The organism is Bacillus sp. FSL K6-0042 (assembly GCF_038006685.1).
GTDB classification, from domain to species: domain Bacteria; phylum Bacillota; class Bacilli; order Bacillales; family Bacillaceae_G; genus Bacillus_A; species Bacillus_A pseudomycoides.
Window position 1 is genome coordinate 92,428 of the sequence record NZ_JBBOVS010000002.1, and the last position, 25,684, is coordinate 118,111.

Annotated in this window: 23 protein-coding genes, 1 tRNA gene and 2 pseudogenes; 19 read left to right on the forward strand and 7 right to left on the reverse strand. The window is 34.2% G+C overall.

Annotation, left to right across the window (positions count from 1 at the left end; genetic code table 11):
- The first annotated feature begins 407 nt into the window (after positions 1-407).
- The 6 genes from tnpB to MHH45_RS26065 all read left to right on the forward strand — a co-directional run bounded on the left by tnpB (position 408) and on the right by MHH45_RS26065 (position 5,096).
- Positions 408-1,535: an IS200/IS605 family element RNA-guided endonuclease TnpB gene (tnpB, locus tag MHH45_RS26040; protein WP_088094617.1), complete on the forward strand. Its 1,128-nt coding sequence runs from the start codon at positions 408-410 to the stop codon at positions 1,533-1,535.
- A gap of 435 nt (positions 1,536-1,970) precedes the next feature.
- Positions 1,971-2,041, forward strand: a tRNA-Cys gene (locus MHH45_RS26045).
- A gap of 560 nt (positions 2,042-2,601) precedes the next feature.
- A complete protein-coding gene (locus tag MHH45_RS26050) occupies positions 2,602-3,150 on the forward strand; it encodes a hypothetical protein (protein WP_088094616.1) in 549 nt (182 codons plus the stop codon).
- A 141-nt stretch (positions 3,151-3,291) separates the two neighbouring features.
- Complete coding sequence (locus MHH45_RS26055) at positions 3,292-3,837, forward strand: hypothetical protein (protein WP_088094615.1); 546 nt, start codon at positions 3,292-3,294, stop codon at positions 3,835-3,837.
- A gap of 145 nt (positions 3,838-3,982) precedes the next feature.
- On the forward strand, positions 3,983-4,510 hold the full coding sequence (locus tag MHH45_RS26060) for a hypothetical protein (protein ID WP_088094614.1): 528 nt from the start codon (positions 3,983-3,985) through the stop codon (positions 4,508-4,510).
- A 418-nt stretch (positions 4,511-4,928) separates the two neighbouring features.
- Positions 4,929-5,096, forward strand: coding sequence for a lanthionine synthetase LanC family protein (locus MHH45_RS26065; RefSeq protein WP_140386108.1), 168 nt, complete (start codon positions 4,929-4,931; stop codon positions 5,094-5,096).
- Between the two features lie 213 nt (positions 5,097-5,309).
- On the opposite strand, the gene MHH45_RS28145 is transcribed toward MHH45_RS26065, so the two are convergent.
- Both MHH45_RS28145 and MHH45_RS28150 read right to left on the reverse strand, forming a co-directional pair.
- A complete protein-coding gene (locus MHH45_RS28145; RefSeq protein WP_249922740.1) occupies positions 5,310-5,534 on the reverse strand; it encodes a hypothetical protein in 225 nt (74 codons plus the stop codon).
- 51 nt (positions 5,535-5,585) lie between these two features.
- Positions 5,586-5,843 carry a Y-family DNA polymerase gene (locus MHH45_RS28150; RefSeq protein ID WP_283936168.1) on the reverse strand — a complete coding sequence of 86 codons (258 nt, stop codon included), beginning with the start codon at positions 5,841-5,843 and terminating at the stop codon, positions 5,586-5,588.
- Positions 5,844-6,177: 334 nt separating this feature from the next.
- On the opposite strand from MHH45_RS28150, the gene MHH45_RS26075 reads away from it, so the two are divergent.
- A complete protein-coding gene (locus tag MHH45_RS26075) occupies positions 6,178-6,933 on the forward strand; it encodes an ABC transporter ATP-binding protein (RefSeq protein ID WP_088094613.1) in 756 nt (251 codons plus the stop codon).
- 23 nt (positions 6,934-6,956) lie between these two features.
- Positions 6,957-8,696: pseudogene (locus tag MHH45_RS26080) on the forward strand (ABC transporter permease); the annotation flags it as partial.
- A 59-nt stretch (positions 8,697-8,755) separates the two neighbouring features.
- Here the strand turns inward: MHH45_RS26080 and MHH45_RS26085 are convergent.
- On the reverse strand, positions 8,756-9,463 hold the full coding sequence (locus MHH45_RS26085) for an IS6 family transposase (protein ID WP_088094612.1): 708 nt from the start codon (positions 9,461-9,463) through the stop codon (positions 8,756-8,758).
- 91 nt (positions 9,464-9,554) lie between these two features.
- On the opposite strand from MHH45_RS26085, the pseudogene MHH45_RS26090 reads away from it, so the two are divergent.
- From MHH45_RS26090 to MHH45_RS26100, 3 genes and pseudogenes are all read left to right on the forward strand, one after another.
- Positions 9,555-11,612, forward strand: a pseudogene (locus MHH45_RS26090) (DNA topoisomerase); the annotation flags it as partial.
- Positions 11,613-11,704: 92 nt separating this feature from the next.
- Positions 11,705-12,697, forward strand: coding sequence for a DUF3991 and TOPRIM domain-containing protein (locus MHH45_RS26095; protein WP_088094610.1), 993 nt, complete (start codon positions 11,705-11,707; stop codon positions 12,695-12,697).
- Complete coding sequence (locus MHH45_RS26100) at positions 12,690-13,352, forward strand: restriction endonuclease (protein WP_088094609.1); 663 nt, start codon at positions 12,690-12,692, stop codon at positions 13,350-13,352. Before MHH45_RS26095 ends, MHH45_RS26100 begins: the two co-directional genes overlap by 8 nt.
- A 214-nt stretch (positions 13,353-13,566) precedes the next feature.
- On the opposite strand, the gene MHH45_RS26105 is transcribed toward MHH45_RS26100, so the two are convergent.
- On the reverse strand, positions 13,567-13,719 hold the full coding sequence (locus tag MHH45_RS26105; protein ID WP_170927974.1) for a ribbon-helix-helix domain-containing protein: 153 nt from the start codon (positions 13,717-13,719) through the stop codon (positions 13,567-13,569).
- A gap of 116 nt (positions 13,720-13,835) precedes the next feature.
- On the opposite strand from MHH45_RS26105, the gene MHH45_RS26110 reads away from it, so the two are divergent.
- The 4 genes from MHH45_RS26110 to hfq all read left to right on the forward strand — a co-directional run bounded on the left by MHH45_RS26110 (position 13,836) and on the right by hfq (position 15,822).
- Positions 13,836-14,024 carry a hypothetical protein gene (locus tag MHH45_RS26110; RefSeq protein WP_088094608.1) on the forward strand — a complete coding sequence of 63 codons (189 nt, stop codon included), beginning with the start codon at positions 13,836-13,838 and terminating at the stop codon, positions 14,022-14,024.
- Between the two features lie 775 nt (positions 14,025-14,799).
- Positions 14,800-15,078 (forward strand): AbrB/MazE/SpoVT family DNA-binding domain-containing protein, encoded by a 279-nt coding sequence (locus MHH45_RS26115; protein ID WP_088094607.1) that lies wholly within the window; start codon positions 14,800-14,802, stop codon positions 15,076-15,078.
- Positions 15,079-15,273: 195 nt separating this feature from the next.
- The gene (locus tag MHH45_RS26120) at positions 15,274-15,606 is read left to right on the forward strand and encodes a transposase (RefSeq protein ID WP_088094606.1); all 333 of its coding nucleotides are present in this window, start codon (positions 15,274-15,276) and stop codon (positions 15,604-15,606) included.
- A 27-nt stretch (positions 15,607-15,633) separates the two neighbouring features.
- A complete protein-coding gene (hfq, locus tag MHH45_RS26125; protein WP_088094605.1) occupies positions 15,634-15,822 on the forward strand; it encodes an RNA chaperone Hfq in 189 nt (62 codons plus the stop codon).
- Between the two features lie 547 nt (positions 15,823-16,369).
- Here the strand turns inward: hfq and MHH45_RS26130 are convergent.
- The 3 genes from MHH45_RS26130 to MHH45_RS26140 form a co-directional block, all read right to left on the reverse strand.
- Positions 16,370-17,320 carry a nucleoside hydrolase gene (locus MHH45_RS26130; protein ID WP_016113412.1) on the reverse strand — a complete coding sequence of 317 codons (951 nt, stop codon included), beginning with the start codon at positions 17,318-17,320 and terminating at the stop codon, positions 16,370-16,372.
- A 244-nt stretch (positions 17,321-17,564) separates the two neighbouring features.
- A complete protein-coding gene (locus MHH45_RS26135) occupies positions 17,565-18,029 on the reverse strand; it encodes a CDI toxin immunity protein (protein ID WP_077295669.1) in 465 nt (154 codons plus the stop codon).
- On the reverse strand, positions 18,022-18,525 hold the full coding sequence (locus MHH45_RS26140) for a hypothetical protein (protein ID WP_088094747.1): 504 nt from the start codon (positions 18,523-18,525) through the stop codon (positions 18,022-18,024). Before MHH45_RS26140 ends, MHH45_RS26135 begins: the two co-directional genes overlap by 8 nt.
- Positions 18,526-19,004: 479 nt before the next feature.
- Between MHH45_RS26140 and MHH45_RS26145 the strand changes: the two genes are divergently transcribed.
- The 4 genes from MHH45_RS26145 (at position 19,005) to MHH45_RS26160 (ending at position 24,558) form a co-directional block, all read left to right on the forward strand.
- Entirely contained in the window at positions 19,005-19,463 is a 459-nt protein-coding gene (locus tag MHH45_RS26145) for a DinB family protein (RefSeq protein ID WP_088094746.1), read from the forward strand.
- Between the two features lie 179 nt (positions 19,464-19,642).
- A protein-coding gene (locus tag MHH45_RS26150) for an IS3 family transposase (RefSeq protein ID WP_098116876.1) occupies positions 19,643-21,204 on the forward strand; the annotation gives its coding sequence in 2 pieces (ribosomal slippage) (positions 19,643-20,276 and positions 20,276-21,204; 1,563 coding nt in all).
- A gap of 975 nt (positions 21,205-22,179) precedes the next feature.
- A complete protein-coding gene (locus tag MHH45_RS26155) occupies positions 22,180-23,637 on the forward strand; it encodes an IS110 family transposase (protein WP_088094731.1) in 1,458 nt (485 codons plus the stop codon).
- Positions 23,638-23,688: 51 nt separating this feature from the next.
- Positions 23,689-24,558: a GNAT family N-acetyltransferase gene (locus MHH45_RS26160; RefSeq protein WP_077295822.1), complete on the forward strand. Its 870-nt coding sequence runs from the start codon at positions 23,689-23,691 to the stop codon at positions 24,556-24,558.
- Positions 24,559-25,684 lie beyond the last annotated feature (1,126 nt).

Below are 25,684 nucleotides of genomic sequence, written 5' to 3' on the forward strand. Positions count from 1 at the left end.
GGTTATGTTGAATATATGCTTAATTCACGCTTAAAAGAACTTTTAAAAACGCATATTCAAATTCAAAGAGAAACCCCTAATAACGTTTTATTAGAGATTGATAATATAATAGATACAATAATTGCCAAATATTCAACATCTACTGGGACTGTAGCAACATTTTTAGTTAAGGATACAGCTATTGAGGAGTAAACGGAGATAGTTACATTAGAAGAGGCTGATGAGACTTGGGCAGAAAGAGAAGAATTGGTTATAGGTAAAATTTATCTTTTTCCGACAGAAGACTCCTTCCTCAAAAATGGGAAGGTGTGAAACACCAATTTTAGGTGGGGGATGAATGTCGGTAAGCGTAAGCCTACGTTTTTTAGTATACTGTAGGCATCATACAAAAAAGTGAGGTGCAACCCATGTTAGTAAATAAGGCATATAAATTTCGTATCTATCCAAATAAGGAACAAGAAATATTAATTGCTAAAACGATCGGTTGCAGTCGCTTTGTATTTAACCATTTTCTTGCTCTTTGGAATGACACCTATAAAGAAACAGGAGAAGGATTAACCTATCCTTATTGCTCTGCTGAGCTCACCCAATTAAAGAAAAAACAGGATACGATTTGGTTAAAAGAAGTCGATAGTATTGCTCTTCAATCCACATTGAAAAACCTCGCAGATGCTTTTTCACGTTTTTTCAAGAAACAGAATGATATCCCACGATTTAAGTCTAAAAATAATAAAGTTCAATCATATACAACCAAGCAAACAAACGGAAATATTGCAATTGTAGGCAACAGAATGAAATTACCGAAACTTGGCCTTGTTCGCTTTGCCAAAAGTCGTGAAGTAGAAGGGCGTATTTTAAATGCAACGATTCGACGCAATCCAAGTGGTAGATACTTTATATCTATCCTTGTAGAAACAGAGGTACAAGAAATGCTTAAAACTGAATCTACTTGTGGAATTGACGTTGGGTTAAAAGATTTTGCCATTCTTTCTGATGGCACAACATACAAAAACCCTAAATTCTTTCGAATATTAGAAGAAAAGTTAACGAGAGCACAGCGTATCCTTTCCAGAAGAACGAAAGGTTCTTCGAACTGGAATAAACAACGTGTGAAAGTTGCAAGAATTCATGAACATATTGCAAACGCAAGAGCTGATTACTTACATAAGCTCTCTACTGAAATCATCAAAAACCACGATGTCATCGGTATGGAAGACTTACAAGTCAGTAATATGCTCAAAAATAGAAAGCTTGCAAAAGCGATTAGTGAAGTATCTTGGTCACAATTTCGAACGATGTTGGAATATAAAGCGAAATGGTATGGCAAGCAAGTTGTTGTGGTATCTAAAGCATTTGCTTCTAGTCAGCTATGTTCCAATTGTGGATACAAAAACAAAGATGTTAAAAATCTAACAATTCGTGAGTGGGATTGCCATTCTTGTGACACACATCATAATAGAGATCGGAATGCAGCACTCAATCTGAGAAACGAAGCAATTCGTCTCTTAACCGTAGGAACTACGGGGATAGCCTAATCCATTAGAGTTCGATAGAACCCTGTACTTAGGAATCTCCCACTTCAAACAATCCGTAAAGACGTTAAGTGGTGAGTAGTTCAAAGAGGCAAGAGGATTCTGTAAATATCTAATTTTTATTCACTATTTTAGTAGGGTTAACTCATGGTTTATGTAATAAAACATATTTGTACGTTGAAGTAGAGTAGCCTCTTCTCCTATTTAGCTGGAGGAGGCTACTCTACTTCAATAGATATGGGAGACAAATCATTGAAGTGGTTCTGTAAATAATTATTATATTTGAAAAATCAGTAATTTAGGTTACTAAATTTAAAAAATAATGGTATAATCTTATTTGAAATCTATTTATTCAGAAACAATAGTTAATTGATGTAGTGTGCAACATTGTTTTAATTGTAAAGCAGAGTGTTAATTCTCTTTCATGGAGAATTATATGGCGGCATAGCCAAGTGGTAAGGCCCAGGTCTGCAAAACCTGTATCATCGGTTCAAATCCGATTGCCGCCTTTTATTTTAGTGTATCAATACTTTTCATATGGTGGCATACCAATTAGGCATGGTGAAAAGTTAGCATACCCTTTTATATTGGTTCGAATCCAACTGTCACCTTATACCCCTTGTAAATGATTCCTTATTATAACCTTCAATAGATAATATTTTTTCGAAATTCTAAAGTAGTAAAGAAAAATTTTTTACTCCTCAGTTACTGACATACTGCACTAATTACTCAAATAATCATACTTCATACTACTACACTTATAATTCCAACAAGATTTATTTCACAGGAAGATTCTCAAAGAATAATTTTAGTAGCTGACATGAATAATGTGTGCCATTGAGTATGGCTATTCTTAATCGAATATATAAACTTTGTTTTATTAAAATTTCTAATCCTTGCTACTGTAATTGTATAAACTCATACCGCGATAAATATATTCATCGTAATACCCGTAGCAAGATAATTAAACAAGATTCATACTAAAACACTATAAAGCATTTTTTCTTAATATTAAGTTTTTGTGTTTTGAATTACTATAGTAGTTAAATAGCTGAAAGGAGATATATTTATGAAAATTAAAGGAATATTAATATCTTTCCTCGTTTTGGTTACGTTTTTAGGATTTTTGCCAATAGAGAAAGCAAGTGCATCTGTATCATCTGATTCAGTAAACGAGGTAGGAGATAGGATTGATACAAGTAAAAACTATTATATAACCCCAGCAGATTCACCAACAAGAGGATTAAGTTCTCAAAATTCTTTTAACTTTCTCCCGTCTTTAGTAGTTAGTTCAAGAAGTAACACAGTGGAAAAACCTTCCGGAATTCCTATGAAATTGCATTTTTCTGAAGAAAACCAGAAATATCGTATTGGGATGCCTTATACGATGCCTCCTAAGATGGAACTTAGTTATCTATGGGTAAGTAGTTATTTGTTTTTTGGACCGGATAAAAACGCGGCTTATTGGACGATAACTCCTGTAGAAGGAGGATATACACTGCAAGCTGAAGGTGGATACCTTGATTATAAAGAGATTGAATCACCAATGTATGGTCCTACTACACGTGCCTACTTAGGTAAAGAAAAAGTTGTGTGGAAATTAGTACCCGTTTCTTAAAGTTTATGAGGACATAAGTTTTAAATATAACTTATCCAAAAGATAATACGTGGATAAAGAATTGATAATAAGATTGTGAATTTTTAGGTTCTTAAAATATTTATATCTTTATTATATTTCAATATGAAAAGGAGTGTTGTTATGAGGATTAAAGGAGTATTAATATCTTTCCTCGCCTTGATTACGTTTTTAGGGTTTTCTCCAATCGAGAAAGCAAGTGCATCTGATTCAGTGAATGAGGTAGGAAATAGGATTGATACAAGTAAAAACTATTATATAGTTCCAGCAGATTTACCAACAAGAGGGTTAATTTTTCGTCCGCTTTCGAATTCTGTTTTATCTGTACAAGTTAGTCCAATAGGTAACACAGTAGAAAAACCTTCCGCAACTCCTGTGAAATTGCATTTTTCTGAAAAAAACCAGAAATATCGTATTGGGATGCCTATGAATATCATGGGAAATCATGGTTCTTTTTGGTTTTGGGCATCAGGGAATGGTGTATATTTTGATTGGCAGGAGAATAACGCAACTTATTGGACTATAACTCCTGTAGAGGGAGGATATACAATTCAAGCAGAAGATAGATACCTTTACTATAAAGATGTTATATCGCCAATGCATGGTCCTCTTACAGTGGCCCATTTAGGTAAAGAAGAAGTTGTGTGGAAATTAGTATCCGCGCCGTAAGTTTTAGATACATTTGTGGGGAGATAAGTTTTAATCTGTCTAAAGGATAATACGTGGATAAGGAATTGATAATCGGCGAGGAGACTTTTAAGCTCTTAAAATAGTTATACCGCTATTAAATGTAAATATGAAAAGGAGTGTTGTTATGAGGATTAAAGGTGTTCTAATATCTTTACTGGCTTTGATTACGCTTTTAGGATTTTCTCCAATCGAGAAAGCAAGTGCATCTGTATCATCCGGTTCAGTAAACGAGGTAGGAGAACGAATTGATACAAGTAAAAACTATTATATAGTTCCAGCAGATTCACCCACAAAAGGATTGCGTTTCCGTATGCTCTTTGGTGCTCGTATTTATGTACTTGTTGGTTCACAAGGAGATCCTATGAAATTGCATTTTTCTGAAGAAAACAAGAAATATCGTATTGAGGACTCTGTGAATTGGGTAGGAGGACCTATTTCTTATTGGTTTAGTACATCGGATAATAGTGTATATTTTGGTGGGGAGGAAAATGCAGCTTATTGGACGATAACTCCTGTGGAGGGAGGGTATACTCTTCAAGCTGAAGGTGGATACCTTAAATATGAGAATATTGAATCACCAATGTATGGTCCTCTTACAATGACCTATTTAGGTAAAGAAAAGATTGTGTGGAAATTAGTACCTGCACCTTAAACTTTAGATATTGATTGTCTAAAGAATACTACTTGAACTACCCCCACTTAACGAACTTGCGGTCTGTGTGAAGTGGGAGATTCCTGCGGACACCGGTGTATCCACCAGTTATCTTAGCAGGCTCAGCCCGTAGTTCCTACGGTGAGAAGTTAAGTATCTTGTACGTTGACTCACCACGCTTCCTACTTTTGCTTGGTTTTCGCAACTTCGGCAAACGTGGGGCGATAGAATGTTGAAGATTTTACGATTGCAACGATTTTTCTGCAACCAACCTCATATCTTCAGTTTTCAAAGAGCAATCTGTACAAGTAAATGGTAGCAAACATTTTGGCTTACGCCAACCGACATTCATCTCCCACCTATTTGCTGGTGTTATCACAGCTTCACACAAATTGAGGAGGGAGTCTTCTGTCGAAAAATGATAAATAAACGAATGTTTTCTGAAGAAAATGAAATTAAGGCAGATTTGAATTCAGTGGGATTAATGAATGGTATTGCAGGTATTGGTTTTGGGCTGTTACGATTATATGCACCTAATCAAATTCCTTCTATACTAGCATTAGATTCGCCAAAAATTAAGCTATAAAATTATTACTAATAATAGATAAAAGTAATTCATTTGAAGTTAAATCTGATAAAGAAAGAATGGTTTAGAATAAAAATATTAATTTTGGCGTTTAATTACTTGTGAATTAAACGCCATCTTTTTTATTGATTTCTAAATTTTAGTTATTATTAAATGGTATATAACTATTTTTCAATCTTGGGTTTCATTTTTTCTAAACGTGTCGATCTTGAATTAGTTATTCAAAGAAGTTTCCCCAATCTGTTCTAAAATAAGTAATTTTAATTTATTTAGACTAAAGCAATCTTCTAATAATATTTGTCTTTTCGTTATAGAAGTACTTTTAGGAACGTATTTATTAACAATACGGCTTTCATCAATGCCATATGCGAAACGATATAGCTCTTCACCTTTTACTTTGCCAAATCGCTGTATTAAGTGCTCTTTTGGCATTTCCAAGAAAAACAGTCACCTGCCATGTAAAGCGTCCTAGGTCGCTGATCTGATTCCTCATACATTTTTGAGTGGCTTGATATTCCAGTGTTTCTTTGGAACATCTTCGTATGTCCACAATACAATCCTAAAGTTTGAATGTTTACTTTCCACATCTAGAGCAACTTTTGAAAGGAATAAATTCGGCCCAATTCCAATGGATACGGTTATTCCAGTTGTATCATATATTTCTCTTTGAATCCTTTTAGTAATTACAATCGGATCACGTCCGAAAAGGTGAGCTGTTTGTTGCATATCTAGAAAGCACTCGTCTATTCAGTTGTCAATATTTTTTCTTATTTAATACACTATTTAAATTCTTAGTAATAGGGGCGCTATCTCATCACCATCAAGTTAATAAATTTGTGGCTTCCTAAAATGAAAAAAATGAGCTAAATTCTCGTAATTCATTAACTGTAGAAAGAAAAATTTCGTTTTAAAGCTGTTTTTTATCACAAAAACGGTCATTTATGGAGACATTTTTATAAACTGGACAGGTTTGTAGTGCAAAATACAGGGGTATGAGTAGAAGGTTGCGCTTTTTACTCATGCTTCTTTATATATCAAAGGATAAACTTAATATATTGATAGATTGAAAGGAGCAAATATGATGAATGCATTAGTATCTGCAAAAAATGTGACAAAGATTTACAATAAGAATCAATTACCTGGACTGAATAAAGTATCTTTTGATATTGAATCGGGTGAATTTATTGGCATTATGGGGGCATCTGGATCTGGGAAGACAACTTTATTAAATATCCTATCAACCATTGATACACCTACAGATGGAGATGTTTTTATAAATAATGTTGATATTAAAACACTTAATGATAATAAATCTGCGGATTTTAGGAAAGATCATTTAGGCTTTATTTTTCAAGAGTATTTTTTACTTGATAGTTTAACAGTGAAGGAAAATATTGCTGTGCCACTTACTCTGTTAAAGAAATCCCCAAAAGAAATTGAATCGGCAATAGAAAATTTAGCAAAGCGTTTTGGGATATTCGAACAATTATCCAAGTACCCTAGTCAACTTTCTGGAGGGCAAAAACAAAGGGTTGCAGCAGCAAGAGCGATTGCGAAACAGCCAAGTATTTTATTTGCAGATGAACCGACAGGTGCGTTAGATTCAAACTCTGCAACAGAACTACTTCAAAAACTAAGAGAGGTAAATGAGGAACTTCACACTACAATTTTAATGGTGACTCATGACGCTTATGCAGCAAGTTTTTCAAACAGAATCCTAATATTCAAAGATGGAAATATTATAAAAGAATTAAGAAAAAATAAACAGGATAGAAAAGAATTTTTTGAAGAGATATTAAAGGAAATCTCTAAAATTGATGAAAATCGATATAACTAAGAGTATGAAAGGAAGGCATGACTGTGGGATTATTAACAATAGCAAAAAAGAATCTGAAGAATAACTTTTCCTTCTATTCGTTCTATTTCGTTTCAGTAGCTTTTGTGCTGATGGTGTTTTTCTCCTTTATTTCTTTTTCCATGAATGATATTATCATGGAAAAGATTTCGTCTGATGGTAGAGTAGAAACAATGTCGAGAACGGTGGCAATCTTTGTTATGACATTTGTACTATTCTATATGTCATACTCCAATACTTTCTTTATGAAAAAAAGAATGAAAGAACTTGGAATTTATTCGCTCTTAGGGTATCGAAAGTCAACAATGCTAAAACTATTAACCTTTGAAAATATTATAATTTGTTTTGCTGCTCTAATTGTAGGAATCGCTTTTGGTGCTATTACTCATAAAGGAATTGTCGAAGCGATAGTCAGAGTACTAAAATTACAAATCGATACTTCTGAAGTGCCACTTATTAATCCCGATGCGGTACTATTCACCTTTGTTTTTATATTTGCTGTTTTGACTGTTTTATTTTTATCAAACTGGATAATTCTTCGAAAAAGTTCCTTACTGACTTTGGTACGTATGGAAAAAAAGGAAGAAAAGAAGGTAAAAATCAATACAGCTTTCTCGTTACTGGGATTATTCTTGATTTTAATTGGTTATTTCTTAGCTATTGATATTACAAGAGGAACTAAATCATTGTGGAAAACGATAGGATTTTCACCAATCGCGCTTTTAACAATGTTAAGTGTAATACTAGGGACAATTTTCTTTATTCACTCTTTTTTACCATATGCCATTCAAAAATTGAAGAAAAAGAAAACATGGTTTTATAAGGAATCGAATATTATTATCGTTCCAAACTTTATATTTAAAATCCGTTCGAAGGCAAAAACTTTAATTTTGTTAACTTTATTAGCTGCAGGAACTTTGGCTATATTCGGTTCCACTATATTGACGCTTTACTATCCAGTTGCTGCTACAGAACGTATCGTACCGTCAGCTATTGAGTTCCCGTTGGAAGATAAAGAATTGGCTACTAAAGCAATTAAAACTGTACAAGATACTGTTGGTAAAGAAAATATGAAATACAAAGAAACGACTATTATTCACGGAACATCCTCTTCTGACAATTTGCCTAAAGAATATAGTATAAAGAAAGAACACGGATTTGATCTTATCTCCGAGTCGGATTACAAGGAATTAATAAATATTCAGGGCAAAAATGTAGACTTTGAGAATTTAGCTAAAAATGAAAGTATCTTAGTAAAATATCGACCTGAAAAAGAAAAGCTAGATAAAGGGAAAATACATACTTTGAACTTAACACCTACAAATAACGTGGATATAAAAGTAAAAGACACCACATTACTTAATCCAATTGGATTTGCAAATAGTGTAGGAACTCTTATTATTTCGGATCAACTTTACAAAGAAATAAAAAACTTAGGGCTTACAGAAAAGACTATGATGAGCTTTAATGGAGCAGATATGAGGGATAACAAGGAAGTTTATGAAAACTTAGCTCCACTATTTAAAAATAATATTTATTTTACAAGTAGTTACCAAAAAAATGATTACATTATTCAGCAGAATAGCTCAACATTCTTGCTCATTAGTTTTGTTACTATCATCTTCTTTATTGCAACAGGTAGTATTCTCTATTTCCATAACCTTTCGAGCATGATGTCAAACAAAAACGAATTTATAATTTTAAAAAGAATGGGGTATAACAAGAAAAAGATAAAAAGAATGGTTCTGGTGCAAAAATAAAATGAAAGAGCATATAGCTCATATATTTCTAGCGGAATTCTATTTTATGCTGTAAGCCCAAACAATCGATGGATGAATTTTTTCTGATTTTGAACAGACTGATGCCGTAAATCAATCTGTTCTTTTTTAATCATATGCATAGCCTCTACACCACTCAATATAAAGGTTGCTGTTTTAAATGACTTCAATCCCAACATAGAACGTACACGTTTCTTGATAAAACGATGATCTTGTTCCACTATATTATTGAGGTATTTCACTTGCCTAATTTGGATGCCTTCTGGCATCTTATTTTCTTCTTTTAGCTCCTCAATTGCTACTGGATAAGCTGGATTCTTATCAACTGTTATAACACGAGGCTTTGAAACATGAAAAGACCGCAAAGCTTTCTTGAAAAAGCGCTTTGCAGCCTTCTGATTTCTTGTTTTGCTTAGGCAAAAATCGATTGTATTTCCTTGCGAATCAACAGCACGATACAGATACATCCATTGACCTTTTACTTTAATATATGTTTCATCGACTCTCCAAGAGTCATTTGTTTGTTTGAGATAACGTCGGATCCGCTTATCCAATTCAGGGCCATATTGATGAACCCAGCGCATAATGGTTGTGTGAGAAATGGATAAACCCCGTTCCTCCATCATTTCTACCAGATCACGAAAACTGAGGTTATACCGTAGGTACCATCTTACAGTTAATAAAATAATATCAGGCTGATAATGCTTCCATTTGAATATATTTTCCTTTTCCATACCAATTACACACCCTCTTTAGATTAGTAGTATCAGTATGTCCAAGATTTATAGATTCATTGCAATTTTCCTAGCGTTTTTGCACCAGAACCTTCAAATGTGTATCTTGAATGAGATCCGTCAAAGGGAGCTTGCCATTCAAAATTATAAAGAACAAACCTACTATAATCTGAAGCTATTAACGGAAAATGGTTTATCGCCCGTAATGAAGGCAGAAGACCAATTGATAGATCCATCTCCTTTACAGAAACTTGGAGATCGTTTGAAAGATACAAGTCTTGTTGTAACGGAATTTAAAGAGAGTACAAGAAAGAAGAAACCAAAATTGTTATATAACTTAACAGATATCTACAAGGATGCTCATGCCAAGCTAAAAGTGAATGCAGAAACAGCTAAAAAGCATATTCAAACGTTGTATGAAGAAGGTTTTATTACGTATCCTCGTTCTTCTTCTCGGCATTTACCTACAGAACAGGTGGAGCGAGTAAAAGAGGTAATGGGTGCGTTAGAAAATAGCTCCTATGTAAGTTTGGTGCAACAAATAGATCACTCTTCTATAACGAAAAAGCATGCAACTTTTAATGATGAGCTTGTAAGTAGTCATTTTGCGATTATCCCAACAACAAAATGCTATGTCGGGACCGACCGAAATCCATTGGAAAAGCAACTGTATGGCATGATTGTAAAACGATTTATGGGAAACTTTATGAAGCCAGCAATCTACCTCGTACGAGAGGTACATTTTATAGATCAAGAGGGTAATATTTACAGCACAAAAGAAAAGATCCTACAAGAGAAAGGGTTTCTAAGTGCTTTTCAGGAGGATATAGAAGAGGGATCAGTTGAGGCGTTTCAGATCCCTGTTTTACAAGAAGGAGATTCTTTCAGAATCGTTCATTATGATTTGGTTGAGTCCAGGACAAAAAAGCCAGCATTTCATACGGAAAGTTCTATTTTAACCTTTATGGAAACGGCTGGACGAAAACTAGACGATGAACATTTGAAAGAACTCATGAAAGGAAAACGGATTGGAACGGTTGCGACAGAAGAAACCTTTATTCCAAAGCTTTTAGAGCGAAGCTATATCTCTATTACAAACAGTCAAATTCGAACAACTGATATTGGTCGTGCGTTTATAGATGCTTTTCCGGTAGAGGAAATTAAAAATCCAGCCTATACGGCTGAAATGGAAGGGATGATCTACATGATTGAAAAAAAAGACATGAATTATGAGGAGTTTGTAGAGAAAACAAATACGTTTGTAAAAGATACAGTGGAGCAATTAGGCGCAATGGATGAAAAAGTATCAGATGACATTATAAGTACATGGAATCAACAAATTGAGGTATGTAAGTGTTCTTGTAGAAAAGGGAAGATTCTTCATAAAGGGAATTTCTACGGATGTAGTAATTATCCTGAATGTGAGGTCTCTTTACCAAAGGCGATTAAAGGAAAAGCGATTCCTGAAGCACAAGTGAAAAAGCTGTTTGAAAATAAGAAAACGGATCTCATAAAAGGCTTTAAATCCAATGAGAAAGAGTTTTCCGCTTATCTGGTACTTCATGAAGGCCAAATTAAATTCCAGTTCCCAACACAAGAGGAGCTGTCATTTGGAAAATGTCCAAAGTGTAAGAAAGGTGAAATACTTCATCGCAATACATTTTATGGATGTACAGAACATAAAAATGGTTGTGACTTCATGTTACCAGCAAAAATAAAAGGAAAAGCCATTCCAGGTACGCAAATGAAGAAGCTGATTCAATACAAAACAACAGACTTTATGAATGGGTTTCAAGGAGAAAAAGGAGAATTTACAGCAGCCATTGTCATGGATGAGAATTTTGGTCTCAAATTTCGATTCCCAACAACGGAAGATCGTACAATAGGTAAATGCCCGTTATGTAAGGGAAGGGTGCTTATAGGCAAGAGTAACTATCTATGTGAGCATTACAAAAAGGGATGCGATTTTATTATTTTTGGTACATTTTCTGGTAAAAATTTAAGCAGTAACCATGTGAAAAAGCTATTAGAAAAGAATGTGACGGATCAGATAAAAGGGTTTATCTCAAACAAAAGCGGGAAGAAATTTGATGCTCGTTTATCATATAGTGTACAAGAAAAGCGGCTTAAATTTTTATTTGGTAAATAACAACGAACTGAATACTTGCGTAAAAAGAGGACTATGAAACGGAATAGTCCTCTTTTTTATTTCATTTTATAGAATAAAGGGGGGATTCCGTAATGGCACATGTCAGTACGGAGGATTCGATGAAGGCAAGAAATGTAGACTTGATTTCGTATCTGGAAGCAAAGGGAGAAAGGTTTAAGAAAGAAGGTAACTATTATCGTCATACAGAGCATGACAGCCTCATTATTAAAGGGAATCAATATGCCTGGAATAGTCGTGGTGAAAAGGGATATGGAGCGATTAGCTTTGCCATGATGTACTATGAAATGACATTTCCACAAGCCGTGATGGACATTAATAAAGGGGATTATAAGGAGTTTGATCGTTCAAAAGCGGAAGAAGAACGTAAAAAAGGACAGCAGCCTTTTATTTATCCCAAGAACCTAGAAGTAAAGAAGCAAACAGAAATTAAAGAATACTTAATTGGCGAAAGGAAAATAGATCCTCGACTGGTAAATTGGCTGATTAAAAAGGATCTCATTGCCCAGGATAAAAGAAATAATGTCGTGTTCAAATGGAGAGAAGAAGGCGGTAAGGGAAAGGTAATCGGAATGAATCGCCAAGGTACTGTCAAAATGGAGAATAAACGAGGGAGTTTTAAACAAATTGTCCCGAATTACGAAAGGATTCATGCAGGTTTTACAGTCGATGTAGGAAAGCCGGATAAGATTTATTTTTATGAAGATCCCATTGATATGCTATCGCATTGGAGCATCAAGCAAAATCAAATACAAAATGCTCGCCTGGTATCGATGCATGGATTGAAACCCAAAACGGTAATACAGTCTTTAATTGATGCGAAAAAGGAAGGACATGATATAAAAGAGGTCATCATGGCAGTTGATAATGATAAAGGTGGGAAAGATTTTATCCAGACTATGAAGTGTTTAGTGGATCTAAAAGAAGAGATTCCGACACATGAAAAAGATTGGAACGATGTGCGAAAAAAACAAGTATCCCAACAAGAGAAACAACAAAAAGAAACAGCTCAACCAAAACAGCCAAAGAAATTGAATCCAATCAAAGAGGTGGAGCGAAGTGTCTAATTTAGCAGCTATGCCAAACATACTACACATTTTAATTTGTGTTTTTATCCTTTATGTATTAGGTCATGTTTGTAAATTTGTGTACCGGAAGGTCCGGGAGCGAAGAATACTGAAGCGAATGGCAAAGTCAGGTATTTACTATATAGATAGACTGGACGGTCATCAGTTTGAAGTGTATTTAAAAGCTCTCTTTCGAGAACTTGGATATCGTCCAGAAGTCACAAAACAATCGAATGATTTTGGAGCGGATCTTGTATTGAAAGGGAAAAATCGCATTGTGATTCAAGCCAAACGATATGGGATGAAAAATCGAGTTGGTATCCGTGCTGTACAGGAGATTTATGCAGCACAAGCTTATTACAAGGCTCATGAGGCGTGGGTTGTCACGAACAGCGTATATACAAAGCAAGCCAAAGAATTAGCGGAAGCGTGCAATGTAAAACTAATAGATCGTGTAGAGCTTCAAAAATTGATTAACAAAGTAAATCCAGAGTATTCGGCTGAAGATGTGTATCATGGTGTAGATCCTGCAGAAAGGAAATGTCCAGTGTGTAAGCATCATTTAGTCGTCAGAAATTCAAATAAAACTGGAAACAAGTTTTTTGGATGCTCTCAATATCCTACATGTACGCATATAGAGCCAATAAATAATTGAGCTGTGATGAAAATCCAGCTCAATTTCTATTTTTAGGAATTTATTATCAAAAAGACACCTCTTATAAAAAAACGACCTCTCAAATTTGATTGTATCGCATTTCTGTCGGGCGAATAATGCAATAGGTATTAAACGGAAGAGAAACAAATCTGATGGTTATTAAAGGTCTTAAATAGGATATATGGGTTTTAGGGGGGATATAAAAGGCTAGCCGTTATTTGCGACTTAACCCTTTCTCAACGAGTTGGCGAATTGCTTCATTTCGATTCTTGAGTTTATTTTCATGCCAAAATTGCTCGATTTGCTCCACTTGTTCTTTTGTAAATGTAACTAAAATTTGAGTATTCTTTTCTTTGTTAACAGCCATTCTAACCCTCCTCTATAAAAAGTATTATAAGTTATATAACTTATATTGACAATTGGAAAAACAAACAATAGAATAGTTATATAAGTTATATAACTATTTCGAGAGGAGAAAAGAGAATGGAGAAAACGGTCAATAAAATGATGAAGGATCTTCAATTTCTTTTAAAACATGGTCAAATAGGTATGGATCTAACTGATTTGAGGTATCAAGAAATGTTGTGTGGTGCAGTAGAAGCGACGGGTAAAAAGTATACCTTTTATATAAAGGAAGCCGATACAGCTATGATCATTTTAAAATTAGTTTAGCTGAAATGAGGTGCAGTATTTGAAAGGCTTAATTATAAAATCACCTTACATAGAAAAGATTCTACAAGGTGAAAAATAATGGGAAATCAGGGGGACAAATACCAACATAAGAGGAAAAATTGCACTTATTAAAAGCGGTAGTGGAACAGTACTAGGTACTGTTGAGCTAGTGGCAAGTAGAAAATTGACGTTACATGAATATCAAACAAGTGAGCAATTTCATTGCGTTTCTAGAGAAGATAGCTTTAATCCTCAATACAAAAATATCTATGCTTGGATTCTGAAAAATCCTGTTTCGTTTTCAGCACCACAACCATACAAACATCCGCAAGGAGCTGTCATTTGGGTGAACTTATAATATAAAAGGGGGATATAGAATGAAAATTGGGGTATCTGAATGGAAAGCATTAAAAAGCGAAACAAAGCTGAAATTATTACGTTATGCCATGTTAGAAAGCAAATCAAAACAAGAAAAATAAAAGCTCTTTATTTGCTAAAAGCAAACAAAGAGCAAAGTCATGAGTGACCGTTGAGGAAAGAAATTGGCACATTTCTTTCCTCTTTATTTTAACATATAAAAAGATGTAGAGAAAAGGGGCGTGTAGAATGAAAGAAGGTCATATTTCCTTTAAGCAAAGGTTTAAACACATTCTTGTTATGATTGTGAGTTTTTGGGTCATTATGTTTCTCATGTATGGTGAAAGGCTGTTACAATGAGAAAATGGCATAGGGTATGAGAAATATAGAGCTATAGAATATATAAGGGAGAGATTTCATGAAATCAACAGGAGTAACTCGAAAATTAGATCCATTAGGACGTATCGTTATACCAATGGAGTTAAGACGCACGCTGGAAATTGAAGAAAAGACACCATTAGAGATTTATGTAGAAGGTGAAAAGATCATCTTGAAAAAATATGAAGCGAATGGTGCTTGTGTAATAACAGGAGAAGTATCTGATAAAAATATTTCTTTAGCAGATGGAAAGATTACGCTAAGCCCAGCAGGTGCAGAGCTTATAATAGAGGAATTACAGAAGAATCTTGTAAAATAATTGGCTCCTTTTAGGGGAGCTTTTTTAAGTTATATCTAAATAATTTCACGTACCGTAATTATTAATAAAAAACAATACATATCAACTAAGGGATTATTCGCCTCACTAATGAATGCGGAGACGTCCCTTTCTGATCCCTGTAGCTTATGATACGATAGTTATATATTCGTTTTGACAGTAATAGGAGGCGTGTCTATGAAAAATCATATAAAAGTCAATGGACAGATCCGTCAAACAAATAAAAAATGGTCACATCTCAGACAACAACAAAGAGAACGCATTTCTAATTGGCTTCGTTGGGAATATACAAAATTTGTACAAGTGAATCATAGAAGACCTAAAAGATACGAGCATGATGAGATCCTTAGTGAAGTAATGGATCGAATAGAGGAACGGGAAATTTGGATTCCATATGGGGAAGTAAAAAGATATTATTTAAGTAAAATCGGTAAATGGTTTCAAAAAACAGAAAGCGAACGGGAAACACAAACACCCAGTAATGAAGAGCAGCATACCTTAGAGAAATAGTAAAGACAATAGAAAGGGGAATAGATAATGCTAAATTTTCAAGACGATATGTTTGAACAACTAAAAAAGAAAAAAGGGCAGGTTACTTTGTTTTTAAAGAGTGGAGTTCCAATACGTGGGGAGATCATCACGATAGATAAATTCACTGTTTTTATGATGGCTCAGGGTAAAAAACAACTCATTTACAAACAAGCTATATCGACGATTGTTACTTAATACATACTAGCTTTATGTAAATATTTCTCAATATTATAATGTTACTATATATACTATACTATAAGTAATTCTTTTTATTGTTTATATATTGTTGTTTCCTGTTGCAGAACTCTTATGAAAGAGTTCTCTTTTTTCATTCTAAAAATTCACACAATATTCAAATACTACTCCTAAAAATGTTAATATCTGTTATATAATAAAGAGGTCCTAGAAGTCTTAAGATATATTAATCCCTAGTTTTCTAATAAGATAGTTTGTTTTGCCCTTCAGTTTGCAATATCTTAAAAAGAACTTGTATTTTTTACAAGTTCTTTTTGTTTTCACTACAAAAACAAATGTAAACTTTTGAATATTAGTTTACATTCATTTTGTTGATTTCATTGGGTTTATTTCACTTCATCTATTTTCTTCAAAAACACTAGCAAAAGTATACATTCAAAACATGATGAATAAAGATATTAGAACACCCGTGATCAAAAAAGAAAAAGCTAGATTCATGCTAGCTTTTTTACATAATTTCCGTTATCTGAAGTTTACTTAGGATACGCTACAGTCTCTTCCTTAAGAATGTTTCCATGATATCTCTCTTAAAACTTTCGTAATTGAACTGAAAAGCGACATTATGTGTTTTATAACCCGGATTTGTCACAAAACGAAAATCTGCAATACTTTGACCAAATCCTTCTCCTTGATCGGGAATTACTTTGATGGGTACTTTTGAAAGGAGAACTGCATCTGGGTTCAACAAATACCAGATTGTTACAAAATCATGCATAGGACTTCCCCTTATACCAGGGTTCGATTTAGAGTAGAAATTATAGTAGTAGTCTAACATGGGCTTGATGATAAGCCCTGCAAGGTCCTGTGTATTACGGTGAAACGCGTCGATTTGTTGGACCATTTCGGGTGTAACAATCGCGTGTTGGGTGACGTTTAACGGAATAATTGTCAAATTCTTTGCATGCTGCAGAATTAAGTTTGCTGCATAAGGGTCTGCATAAAAGTTAGCTTCAGCCACAGCAGTCACGTTTCCAGGATAAAAAAAAGCTCCGCCCATACAAATGTATTCATTCACGTTCCGCATTGTTTCTAAATTTAGGACAAATGCCGTCGCCAACGAAGAGAGCCTTCCCAAATTAATAATTATGAGGTCATCTAAATTAGAATCTATAATCCGATAAATATCATTGATAGGGTAAGTCGGATAAGAAATCTCAGGCGGGATGATAGGTCCTAATCCCACTTTCCCATGTACTTCAGGAAAATACTGGACCAATATGCCTGTTAAAGGTACAGAAGCACCCAAAAATACAGGTATCTCTTCCTTTCCCCCAATATACTTTAAATAGTTAATATTTCTTATAGCATTCTCTCTTGATACATTTCCATAATCAGCTACAATCCCTACAAGTTGGATATCTTTACGGAAAAAGGTATACAGAACAGCAAAGGCATCATCAATTCCTAAATCTGTAAACAGAAGAACTTTTTTTGGCATATATCTTCCCCCAAAAGCAATAGAATCATAATTTCATTGAGCCTGTACTATATATATTTCATGTGTTCCTGAATAGTACGTTCTGGTTATCAGTCACTGCATATATCCTATATGTTTTTACGCCTAAAAAATATTTTTGTTTTGTATATCCTCTACATGTGAAGTTAACATAACACCACTTATAAGCAGTCAATGTATCTGGCAACCTAGAAAAGTTCCTTCAATTTTCTTTATATGTGAGCTGTTAAATGTGGTCTTTTCCAAAACCAATGATGATTTCACCTTCATGGTAAAATTCTATAACAAAATTATTTGGACAAAAAAGATAAGTGTCGCTACCAACCGCCGTTACATCGTCAATATTACGTAATACATCGTTTAAACTTGCATAGAGAACAGGAGCAGTTCCCGTACTCCATAGGATATAGACTTTACTTTCCAATGGGATAAGATGAGATATTTGATCCATTGAGTCAATGGCATGTTTAAGGGCAACCTTATTCCAATTGATTCGTCCCCACCATTCAAAAGGGTAAGAGTCATTTAATAATTTGTATATTTCTGCTCCTCTTTCAGGAAATAATTCTTTAGTTTCAGCACCTAACACACAGACACATTCTTCATATAAAGCACCATGAGTAAGTTTATGCTTTTTTCTATTTGCTTCAAGAAGTTCTAAGAGCCTTTGAGACCTGTTGTTTTTATTCATCTTTCAGCCCATCATAAGGTAAACGAAAAAATATACTAAAATCTTTATAAATTGATAAAAAATCTTTTATTTCTTGACTAATATCTTCTAGATTCCCATATATATTATCTGCGGCTAAATTTATTTCCTCATTAAAATTATACAGCTGTTTATTTACATTATCGAACCCTTCACAGCAATTATTATGTACCATACTAAATATAAGCGGTTTTATTTTTAGTGCATTTTCTTCATTTGCAATAAATTTCTCCCATAAAAGTCCCAGTATAATTTTTAACGGTAATTTTTCATCATATCTTCCCTTTATTTTTTTTAATTTAGATGCAATATCGACCAATTTATCATTACTGGATAAAGAAACTTCTATAATTTCATTAGAAGGACTATCTAATATTTCAATTGTTTGATCAGCCCAATTAATTACATCAGTTTTTGAAAATAACCCAATTTGTAATCCTATCCTAAAAACCTCAGCCATTTCTTTTGTATTAACCATATATATAACTCCTTAGATTTTTAGATAAGTATACACCACAATGAAATAAATGTAGCTTTAGAATAAAGATTGATCAAATTAGGGGGCTCGCCACATCGCCATCAACCTAAGAAATTGATTGTTCTCCAAAACGAAAGAAATGAGCCGAATTTTTATGAATAACTGTAAAAAGTTAAAATTTTCGTTATTGGGGTGTCTCAAAATCTTAGCTTGATGGGCATGGGGTACCATCAGCATTTTGGAAAAAAACCACGCTAATCAAAAAATACAATAAGCTGCCCATATGGACAGCTCATTTACATAATTATCGTTCTCGGAAGTTAAATATCATCAATGACCGAGAAAGTTAAATTATTTGTCAAAAAAAATTTTCGTTTTTTTAAGGTATAAATGGAACAGAGTAGTACAAGGAGGAGTTTAGATTATTAATTTTGAAAGGTAATAAATAGTTGAATGATAAATTAATGGAGTTGATGTAGTTGTATGAAAAAAAGAAGAAAATAATAAATCACTATGAACAATCTATTGATTGGGTAAGAAGTTTAAGACATTTATCTGAAGAGAAATGGAGGACGCAAATAGATAAAGATAAGTGGACTATTGCTGAAGTAATTGGACACCTTATACCTTGGGATGAATTTGTTTTGAATCAGCGTATTCCTTATTTATTTCAGGGTACTCAATTACCAAAGAGTCCAAATGTTAATTTAGTAAATCATCAAGCATCAATTGATAGTAAGTCTAGAACAAAGGAGGAACTAATTAATCAGTTTATAATGGTAAGGAAAAAGTTGATTTATACAATAAATGACTTAACGGATGAGTTATGGACACAGAACTTAATTCTAGGAAAAAACAAAGTATCACTCTATAGTTACTTTTTAGGCTTAATAGAACATGATCTTCATCATTATAGGCAAATTCAAAAGTTCTTGTAATTATCTAACTTATAGGGTGTTTTAGTTCCATAAGAATCTATGGGGATAGTTAAACTTTTTTTATAAAAAATAAACTTAAATTTGCTGGAGAAGAATCCATTTTAATCAATATTGATATGCTCCCCATTAGGTAGACAGATACAAAATAAAAATCTGTTTATCTAAGGGGAGTATTTTTTATGGCTCGAATGAAATATTCTAAAGCTGAAAAATTGGCTGTTTTATCTCTTTATAAAGATGGTCATCATTCAATAGCTGACATTACTACTAAATTTCCGATTGATCCTGGGACGATTAGAGATTGGAAGAGAAGGTATGAAGTGAATGGTGAAGACGGCCTAGAAGAAGCACTTTCTTGGAAGCGTTATTCAAAAGAGCTAAAGTTAGCAGCCGTCAATGATTATCTATCAGGACACGATTCGTTAAGCAAGGTTATCCAAAAATACAATATATCCAGTACGGCGGTTTTGGGAAAATGGATTAAAAAGTATAATAGTCATAGAGAATTAAATGATACCGGTAAAGGAATGACAAACTCTATGACAAATAGAAGAAAAACAACATTAGAAGAACGAATTCAAATTGTAAATTACTGTCTACAACACCAGAAAAACTATCAGCTCGCAGCCGAAAGCTATGAAGTTTCTTACCAACAGGTATATCAATGGGTCAAGAAGTTTGAAGCAAATGGTGAAGAAGCACTACAAGATAAACGCGGTCGAAAGAAAGAGGAATATGAATTAACAGCTGAAGAAAAGTTTAAACTGGAAATGAAACGTTTAGAGCGAGAAAATGAACGATTGCGTGCAGAAAATGCTTTTTTAAAAAAGTTAGAGGAACTCGAAAGGAGGCGTCGTTAACAAGCGTTCGTCTACAAAATAAATATAGAGCGATTCAAGATTTACATGCGAATGAAAATCTACCAGTAATCCTTTTATGTGAAATTTCTGGTGTATCTCGTGCTGCTTATTACAAATGGCTACAGCGGACGCCAACAGCTAGAGAATTAGAGAATGAAGCAATTCTTCAGGATATTCAAGCTATTTATGCACGAGTAGGAGGCATTTATGGGTACCGAAGAATGAAATTAAATATGAATAGGTTATATCATAAAAAGTTTAATCACAAACGTATTTATCGCTTAATGCACATCACTGGATTACAGTCCGTGATTCGTCGGAAAAGAAAGCGCTATGTTCCCTCATCTGCGCAATATGTCGCTGAAAATCGACTCAATCGTAAATTTACTGCCAGCAGGCCCAATGAAAAATGGGTAACAGATGTCACGGAGTTCAAATTAGGAAACGGAAGGAAAACGTATTTAAGTGCCATTTTAGATCTTTACGATGGCTCCATTATTAGTTATGTATTGGGACATTCAAACAATAATAAATTGGTATTTCGAACATTGGATCAAGCTATCACTATATTAAAAGAGAATGAACATCCATTGATTCATAGTGATCGAGGGTATCAATATACATCACATGGGTTTAAGAGGAAAATAGAAAAAGCAAAAATGATTCATAGCATGTCACGTGTAGGAAAATGCATAGATAATGGACCAATGGAATCGTTTTGGGGAACGTTGAAGTGTGAAAAGTATTACCTACATAAGTATGAGACATTTGAATCGTTACAACAAGCGATAGATGATTATATTCAGTTTTACAATAACGAACGTTACCAAGAAAGATTAAACGGCTTAAGCCCATTAGAATACAGGGTTCAAGCCGCTTAAAGTGTTTTTATTATTTCCACTGTCTACTTGACAGGGAGCTGTTCATATTTTTTCAAAATGAATTCTTTTTATTTATGGCGTACAGCCAACATTTTAACGAAAATATACGCTAAGCAAATTTCTGTAGCCTTTTATATATTCCAAGATTTAAAACAAAGAGCTACATACTATTCGCGTAAGGTCTTACGTTGTCAGTATTTTAGCTAGATTAAACAAAAATATAAATATTTATACAATAAAAAATATGGTTTACAAGGGGATGACGATTGTAAGGAGAGTAAGAACTTAGCTAGCCTTGCAGAACAAAGTATTATACAATAGGCTTGTCAATATATCCTTGTGTCGAATGTGGGCACACTAATATAGTGATAGTTCTGAAGCAAATTTGGGAATATTGGCGTTCAAAGCGAGTGAGAAGGAATCTTGAGGAAAGATTCTTTTTTTATGCTTGTAATGAGGAAAAACATTCGATATAGTTGGAATTACAACTAATTGAGTGAATATTGTGTTTTTTAAGGGATAAATATATGTGAAGTTGTTGGAACTAACATGTAACTAAAACGTGCAGAGCCTTACGCTACATAATGCGGAGCGCCCCAATGACTTATTAGAGGTCTAGGAAACAAGCTAGCCCCATTCTTATTATGGTCAGAAACACCATGAAAGGTCACTGCACAAATTTATTATAACAAGCAATATCTAAAAAGTTAACATACGTGGAAGATATTAGCCCCTTCGGGGCAATTTTTTAATAAATATTTTTAAAGCACTATAAGTCATAAAACAAAAAGATCCTTATAAGTTTAGTGGTTGAAACTCTTAAGAAATTTGGAGCTAGTTATACAACTAGACTTCTTAGATCGAATATGGGAATTATCACCTGACATTATAGTCCTGACATACTACATTGGGCTAAAAGCTCTAACAGAAACTGGGACAGTTAGGTATTCTATACTGCTAGGAGGATTATGAATTATGATGGAAAATCAGTTATCTCCTTTTAATTTTGTGGAGGAGAAAAACAAACAACAACAAGAGCGGAAGTTTTATAAGCTTTATGTAGGTATTGATATTGGAGCATCGTTTCATGTGGCTGCTTGTATTCAATTCCAAGCATTTATGGATCCTACAGGACGCGAGTGGAAGTGTGTTAAAACGATGAAGTTTAACGCAGATAGTTTAGGCTTAACGACTTTTTTAGACGCTTTAAAGCAAGCTGAACAAGCTGCAAGTGTAAAGCGAAATGAAATCCTTATTCTCCTAGAACCAACAGGGGGACACTACTCGTTTTTAATTACACAACTTCTCTTACAAGAAGGGTATGAGTTATTTCAAGTCGAGAATAAATCTGTAAAGGAGTTCCGTGAAAGAACACTGGGTATTTCAGAAAATTCTGATGCGATGGATGCGAAAATTATGGCGTATATGGGATTTCACAAGACGTTACATCCTAACTTACACGGGGTAAGACTCTTGAAGCCTGCGTCTCAAATTCAATCTATCTTTCGTACCCTCACTCGTGATAGATGGCTGTTAAGTGTTCAACTTACACGTCGAAAGAATCAAGTCCAGCAATTGTTACAAATTACACATCCAGACTTAAAAGTAGCTTTTAAAAAGCCTGGCTCTTTAACCGCATTAAGATTTGTCCGAATTTATCCAAGTGGTGTTGATTTACTAGGGAAATCAGAAGAAGAGCTAAAAAATTCCTTAATCCAAGCAGGAGCTAAAGCTACAGCTAAAAAGGCTTCTCAGGCACTTTATGAAATCACTAAAAGCTCTTTAGCCATTCAAAGTCCTCATCTACTAGGAAGACAAAAAATGTTGATTGAGGAGGCTCTACGTCTTGAAGAAAGTATTAAGGATGTTGATGTTTATATAACTAGCCTTTTACATGGAAATGTGGAGCAAGGGATTGAAAAGCATCCATATACAGATTTACTATATTCACTCCCATTCATGAGCGATACTTGGGCATGTACATTAGTTGGAACTATCGGTGATATTGATCGATTTAATACATACAAAGAATTTAAAAAATACTTGGGTGTATCAGCTGAAAATAGTCAATCGGGTACTTCTGTAAAAGGAACACGACAAACATTCAGTGGTGCTAGAGATACGCGGCGTGTACTGTTTCAAATGGCGTTGATTGTAATAGCAACTAAGAAAAGACCAACGGTCTTTCGTGCTTATTATAACAGCCTAGTAGAGCGTGGAATGCCGAAACGAAAGGCGATTGGACATATGTGTGGGAAAATCGCAAAACTCATTTACACAATCTTAAAAAATAGACAACCATATGACTCTATTATACACGCTAAAGCATGTGGCATCCCGTGGGAAGATATATACGACAGTAAGATCCGAAATATCGATTCCGATTCATATTTAGTGAAAGCAATGAAACTAAATGGTGAAGAAATAGAGTGAAAGTATAAAATTAAAAAGCAACAAACTATTTAATATGAGGGAGTATTTCAAATGAGTGTATCCGAAAGAACCGTAATTAATTTAGTAGCACTTGAAGAACACGATATACCTGGGTTAATTGCACTTTCAGCTGCAGTTGGATGGGATTATGATAAAGATGAAATTCAAACAGTGATGTCATCTGGCAAAGTTTACGGACACAAGAATAAGGAAGGGAAAATTGTATCGAGTGCGGCAATTATTCCGTACGGTTCAAGCCTAGCATCTATTGGTATGGTCATTGTTCATCAAAATTACAGAGGTAAAGGGCTTGGAAGAAAAGTAACACAAAAATGTTTAGATTCTGTTTCAGACGATACCACGGTTATGTTAATTGCGACAGATGAAGGGAAAACAATGTATGAGAGCATGGGATTTTGTTCGATAGACTGTGTTCATAAATATCTTTGCGACAGCTATCTTTCGGTAAAACCAGATAATAATTTGGATATGGAAATAACTCCTATGCGTGAAGAGAATTTACCTCAAGTTGTGAAGTTAGATAAAAATGCAGTTGGCGAGGAAAGAAAGACCTTTCTTATCCATCGGATTAAGCAAGCAAAAGAGGCACTTGTCGTTAAAGATTCCAATGGAACGATTATAGGATTTGGCTTGTCTATTTTAGGACCTATTAATCTAATTCTAGGACCTATTGTAGCCCCTAATGATCATATAGCATCTTTATTAATTGATAAATTGGCTAACAATCATCAATATAAATTGAGAATCGATATTCCATCAGGGAATGGGTCTTTTATGTTTAATTTAGAAAAAAATGGTTTCTCAAAAGTGAGTCAACCTCCTATAATGGTTAAAAATTCAAAGCAATTGCCATCACGTAATAAAACGTTATATGGAATAGCTGCACAAATTTTCGGATGACTTGGTTATTCAAAAAACGGGTGCTTTTCTTGAATAAGCAACAAAAGTTTATTCATTTCTCCAAGTCTATTAAAATGCCAAAAACGCCTGCTTTTTGATTAAAATTAGGGGTTTTTGGCATTTTAATGATTATAGTTTATTTTTAAATCACTACACTACATTCGACATGAAAAAACGTTGATTTTACTACTCTAAGGGAATCATCTAATCTCAAAAACGTAGGTATTTGAGACTAATGCACTTCAATATAAAAGGTGCTGAAATGAGCCTAAATAGTGTCTCAAAACCCATCTTTAAATCAAAATCTCAACTCAAATCGTATTATTGAGTTTTGAGAATCCTTTAGCGTATAAAAACGTTAAAATGTGCGTGCTACCCCTACAGACAGAAAGACATAACAAATCCTTTCTTTCAAAAGGGGATATAGTCATTTAAAACGAATATATAATTAAAAAAGTTAAGTGAATATTTCACTTCCGCTAACGCATGTTATATTAACTAAATTAGCTTAAGATTAAATCATTGGAGGAAAAAGTATGAAAAATAAAATACCTCTAATAACATTCATTTTAGCTGCTTTATTTGTAGCTGGAGGTTTTGCATTCTTCTACTGGATCAAAACATTCCCATTCAACTAAAGAAACCTAACTACCAATAACAAAAATTATGGTGCGACAAGAAGTTGCATTCCCACAGTGTAGCTTACGCTACCCCTCTAGACGCAAAGAAGGTCTCCATCCGAAACTGTATTTCTGGTAACGGGAATGTAGGTTGCATGAGGAAATGCGGAAACAGAGGACAAATGCATGGTCCGGAACACTGCTAGGAGAAGATAGGTATGGTAAACGAGAGTGAAGGTTTGTAAGCTTCGTAAACGTTAGCTCAAGATAATGCATGGCTTTGCTTGGGTATTGGCAAGAGGAAAAGTAGGGTCATAATACTACTGTGCTGCGTCCCGCATCTTGCTCGGAGTAAAGAACCTGCCTAACCCTATCGCATCTGTGGAATGTGGAACTTGGTAAGCCCTATGTTATCTGTATAAACAGTAGAGAGATCGAAAGGTCAAACGATGTAACAGAGGGTATGGGATATGGGAGAAAGCAAATGCCGTTATACCGAAAGGTAA

Bases quoted from the DNA above. Each gene is read 5' to 3' on its own strand.
- tnpB (WP_088094617.1), top strand. From the start codon at position 408: ATGTTAGTAAATAAGGCATATAAATTTCGTATCTATCCAAATAAGGAA.
- MHH45_RS26050 (WP_088094616.1), top strand. From the start codon at position 2,602: ATGAAAATTAAAGGAATATTAATATCTTTCCTCGTTTTGGTTACGTTT.
- MHH45_RS26055 (WP_088094615.1), top strand. From the start codon at position 3,292: ATGAGGATTAAAGGAGTATTAATATCTTTCCTCGCCTTGATTACGTTT.
- MHH45_RS26060 (WP_088094614.1), top strand. From the start codon at position 3,983: ATGAGGATTAAAGGTGTTCTAATATCTTTACTGGCTTTGATTACGCTT.
- MHH45_RS26065 (WP_140386108.1), top strand. From the start codon at position 4,929: ATGATAAATAAACGAATGTTTTCTGAAGAAAATGAAATTAAGGCAGAT.
- MHH45_RS26075 (WP_088094613.1), top strand. From the start codon at position 6,178: ATGAATGCATTAGTATCTGCAAAAAATGTGACAAAGATTTACAATAAG.
- MHH45_RS26085 (WP_088094612.1), bottom strand. From the start codon at position 9,463: ATGGAAAAGGAAAATATATTCAAATGGAAGCATTATCAGCCTGATATT.
- MHH45_RS26095 (WP_088094610.1), top strand. From the start codon at position 11,705: ATGGCACATGTCAGTACGGAGGATTCGATGAAGGCAAGAAATGTAGAC.
- MHH45_RS26105 (WP_170927974.1), bottom strand. From the start codon at position 13,719: ATGGCTGTTAACAAAGAAAAGAATACTCAAATTTTAGTTACATTTACA.
- MHH45_RS26110 (WP_088094608.1), top strand. From the start codon at position 13,836: ATGGAGAAAACGGTCAATAAAATGATGAAGGATCTTCAATTTCTTTTA.
- MHH45_RS26115 (WP_088094607.1), top strand. From the start codon at position 14,800: ATGAAATCAACAGGAGTAACTCGAAAATTAGATCCATTAGGACGTATC.
- MHH45_RS26120 (WP_088094606.1), top strand. From the start codon at position 15,274: ATGAAAAATCATATAAAAGTCAATGGACAGATCCGTCAAACAAATAAA.
- hfq (WP_088094605.1), top strand. From the start codon at position 15,634: ATGCTAAATTTTCAAGACGATATGTTTGAACAACTAAAAAAGAAAAAA.
- MHH45_RS26130 (WP_016113412.1), bottom strand. From the start codon at position 17,320: ATGCCAAAAAAAGTTCTTCTGTTTACAGATTTAGGAATTGATGATGCC.
- MHH45_RS26135 (WP_077295669.1), bottom strand. From the start codon at position 18,029: ATGAATAAAAACAACAGGTCTCAAAGGCTCTTAGAACTTCTTGAAGCA.
- MHH45_RS26140 (WP_088094747.1), bottom strand. From the start codon at position 18,525: ATGGTTAATACAAAAGAAATGGCTGAGGTTTTTAGGATAGGATTACAA.
- MHH45_RS26155 (WP_088094731.1), top strand. From the start codon at position 22,180: ATGATGGAAAATCAGTTATCTCCTTTTAATTTTGTGGAGGAGAAAAAC.
- MHH45_RS26160 (WP_077295822.1), top strand. From the start codon at position 23,689: ATGAGTGTATCCGAAAGAACCGTAATTAATTTAGTAGCACTTGAAGAA.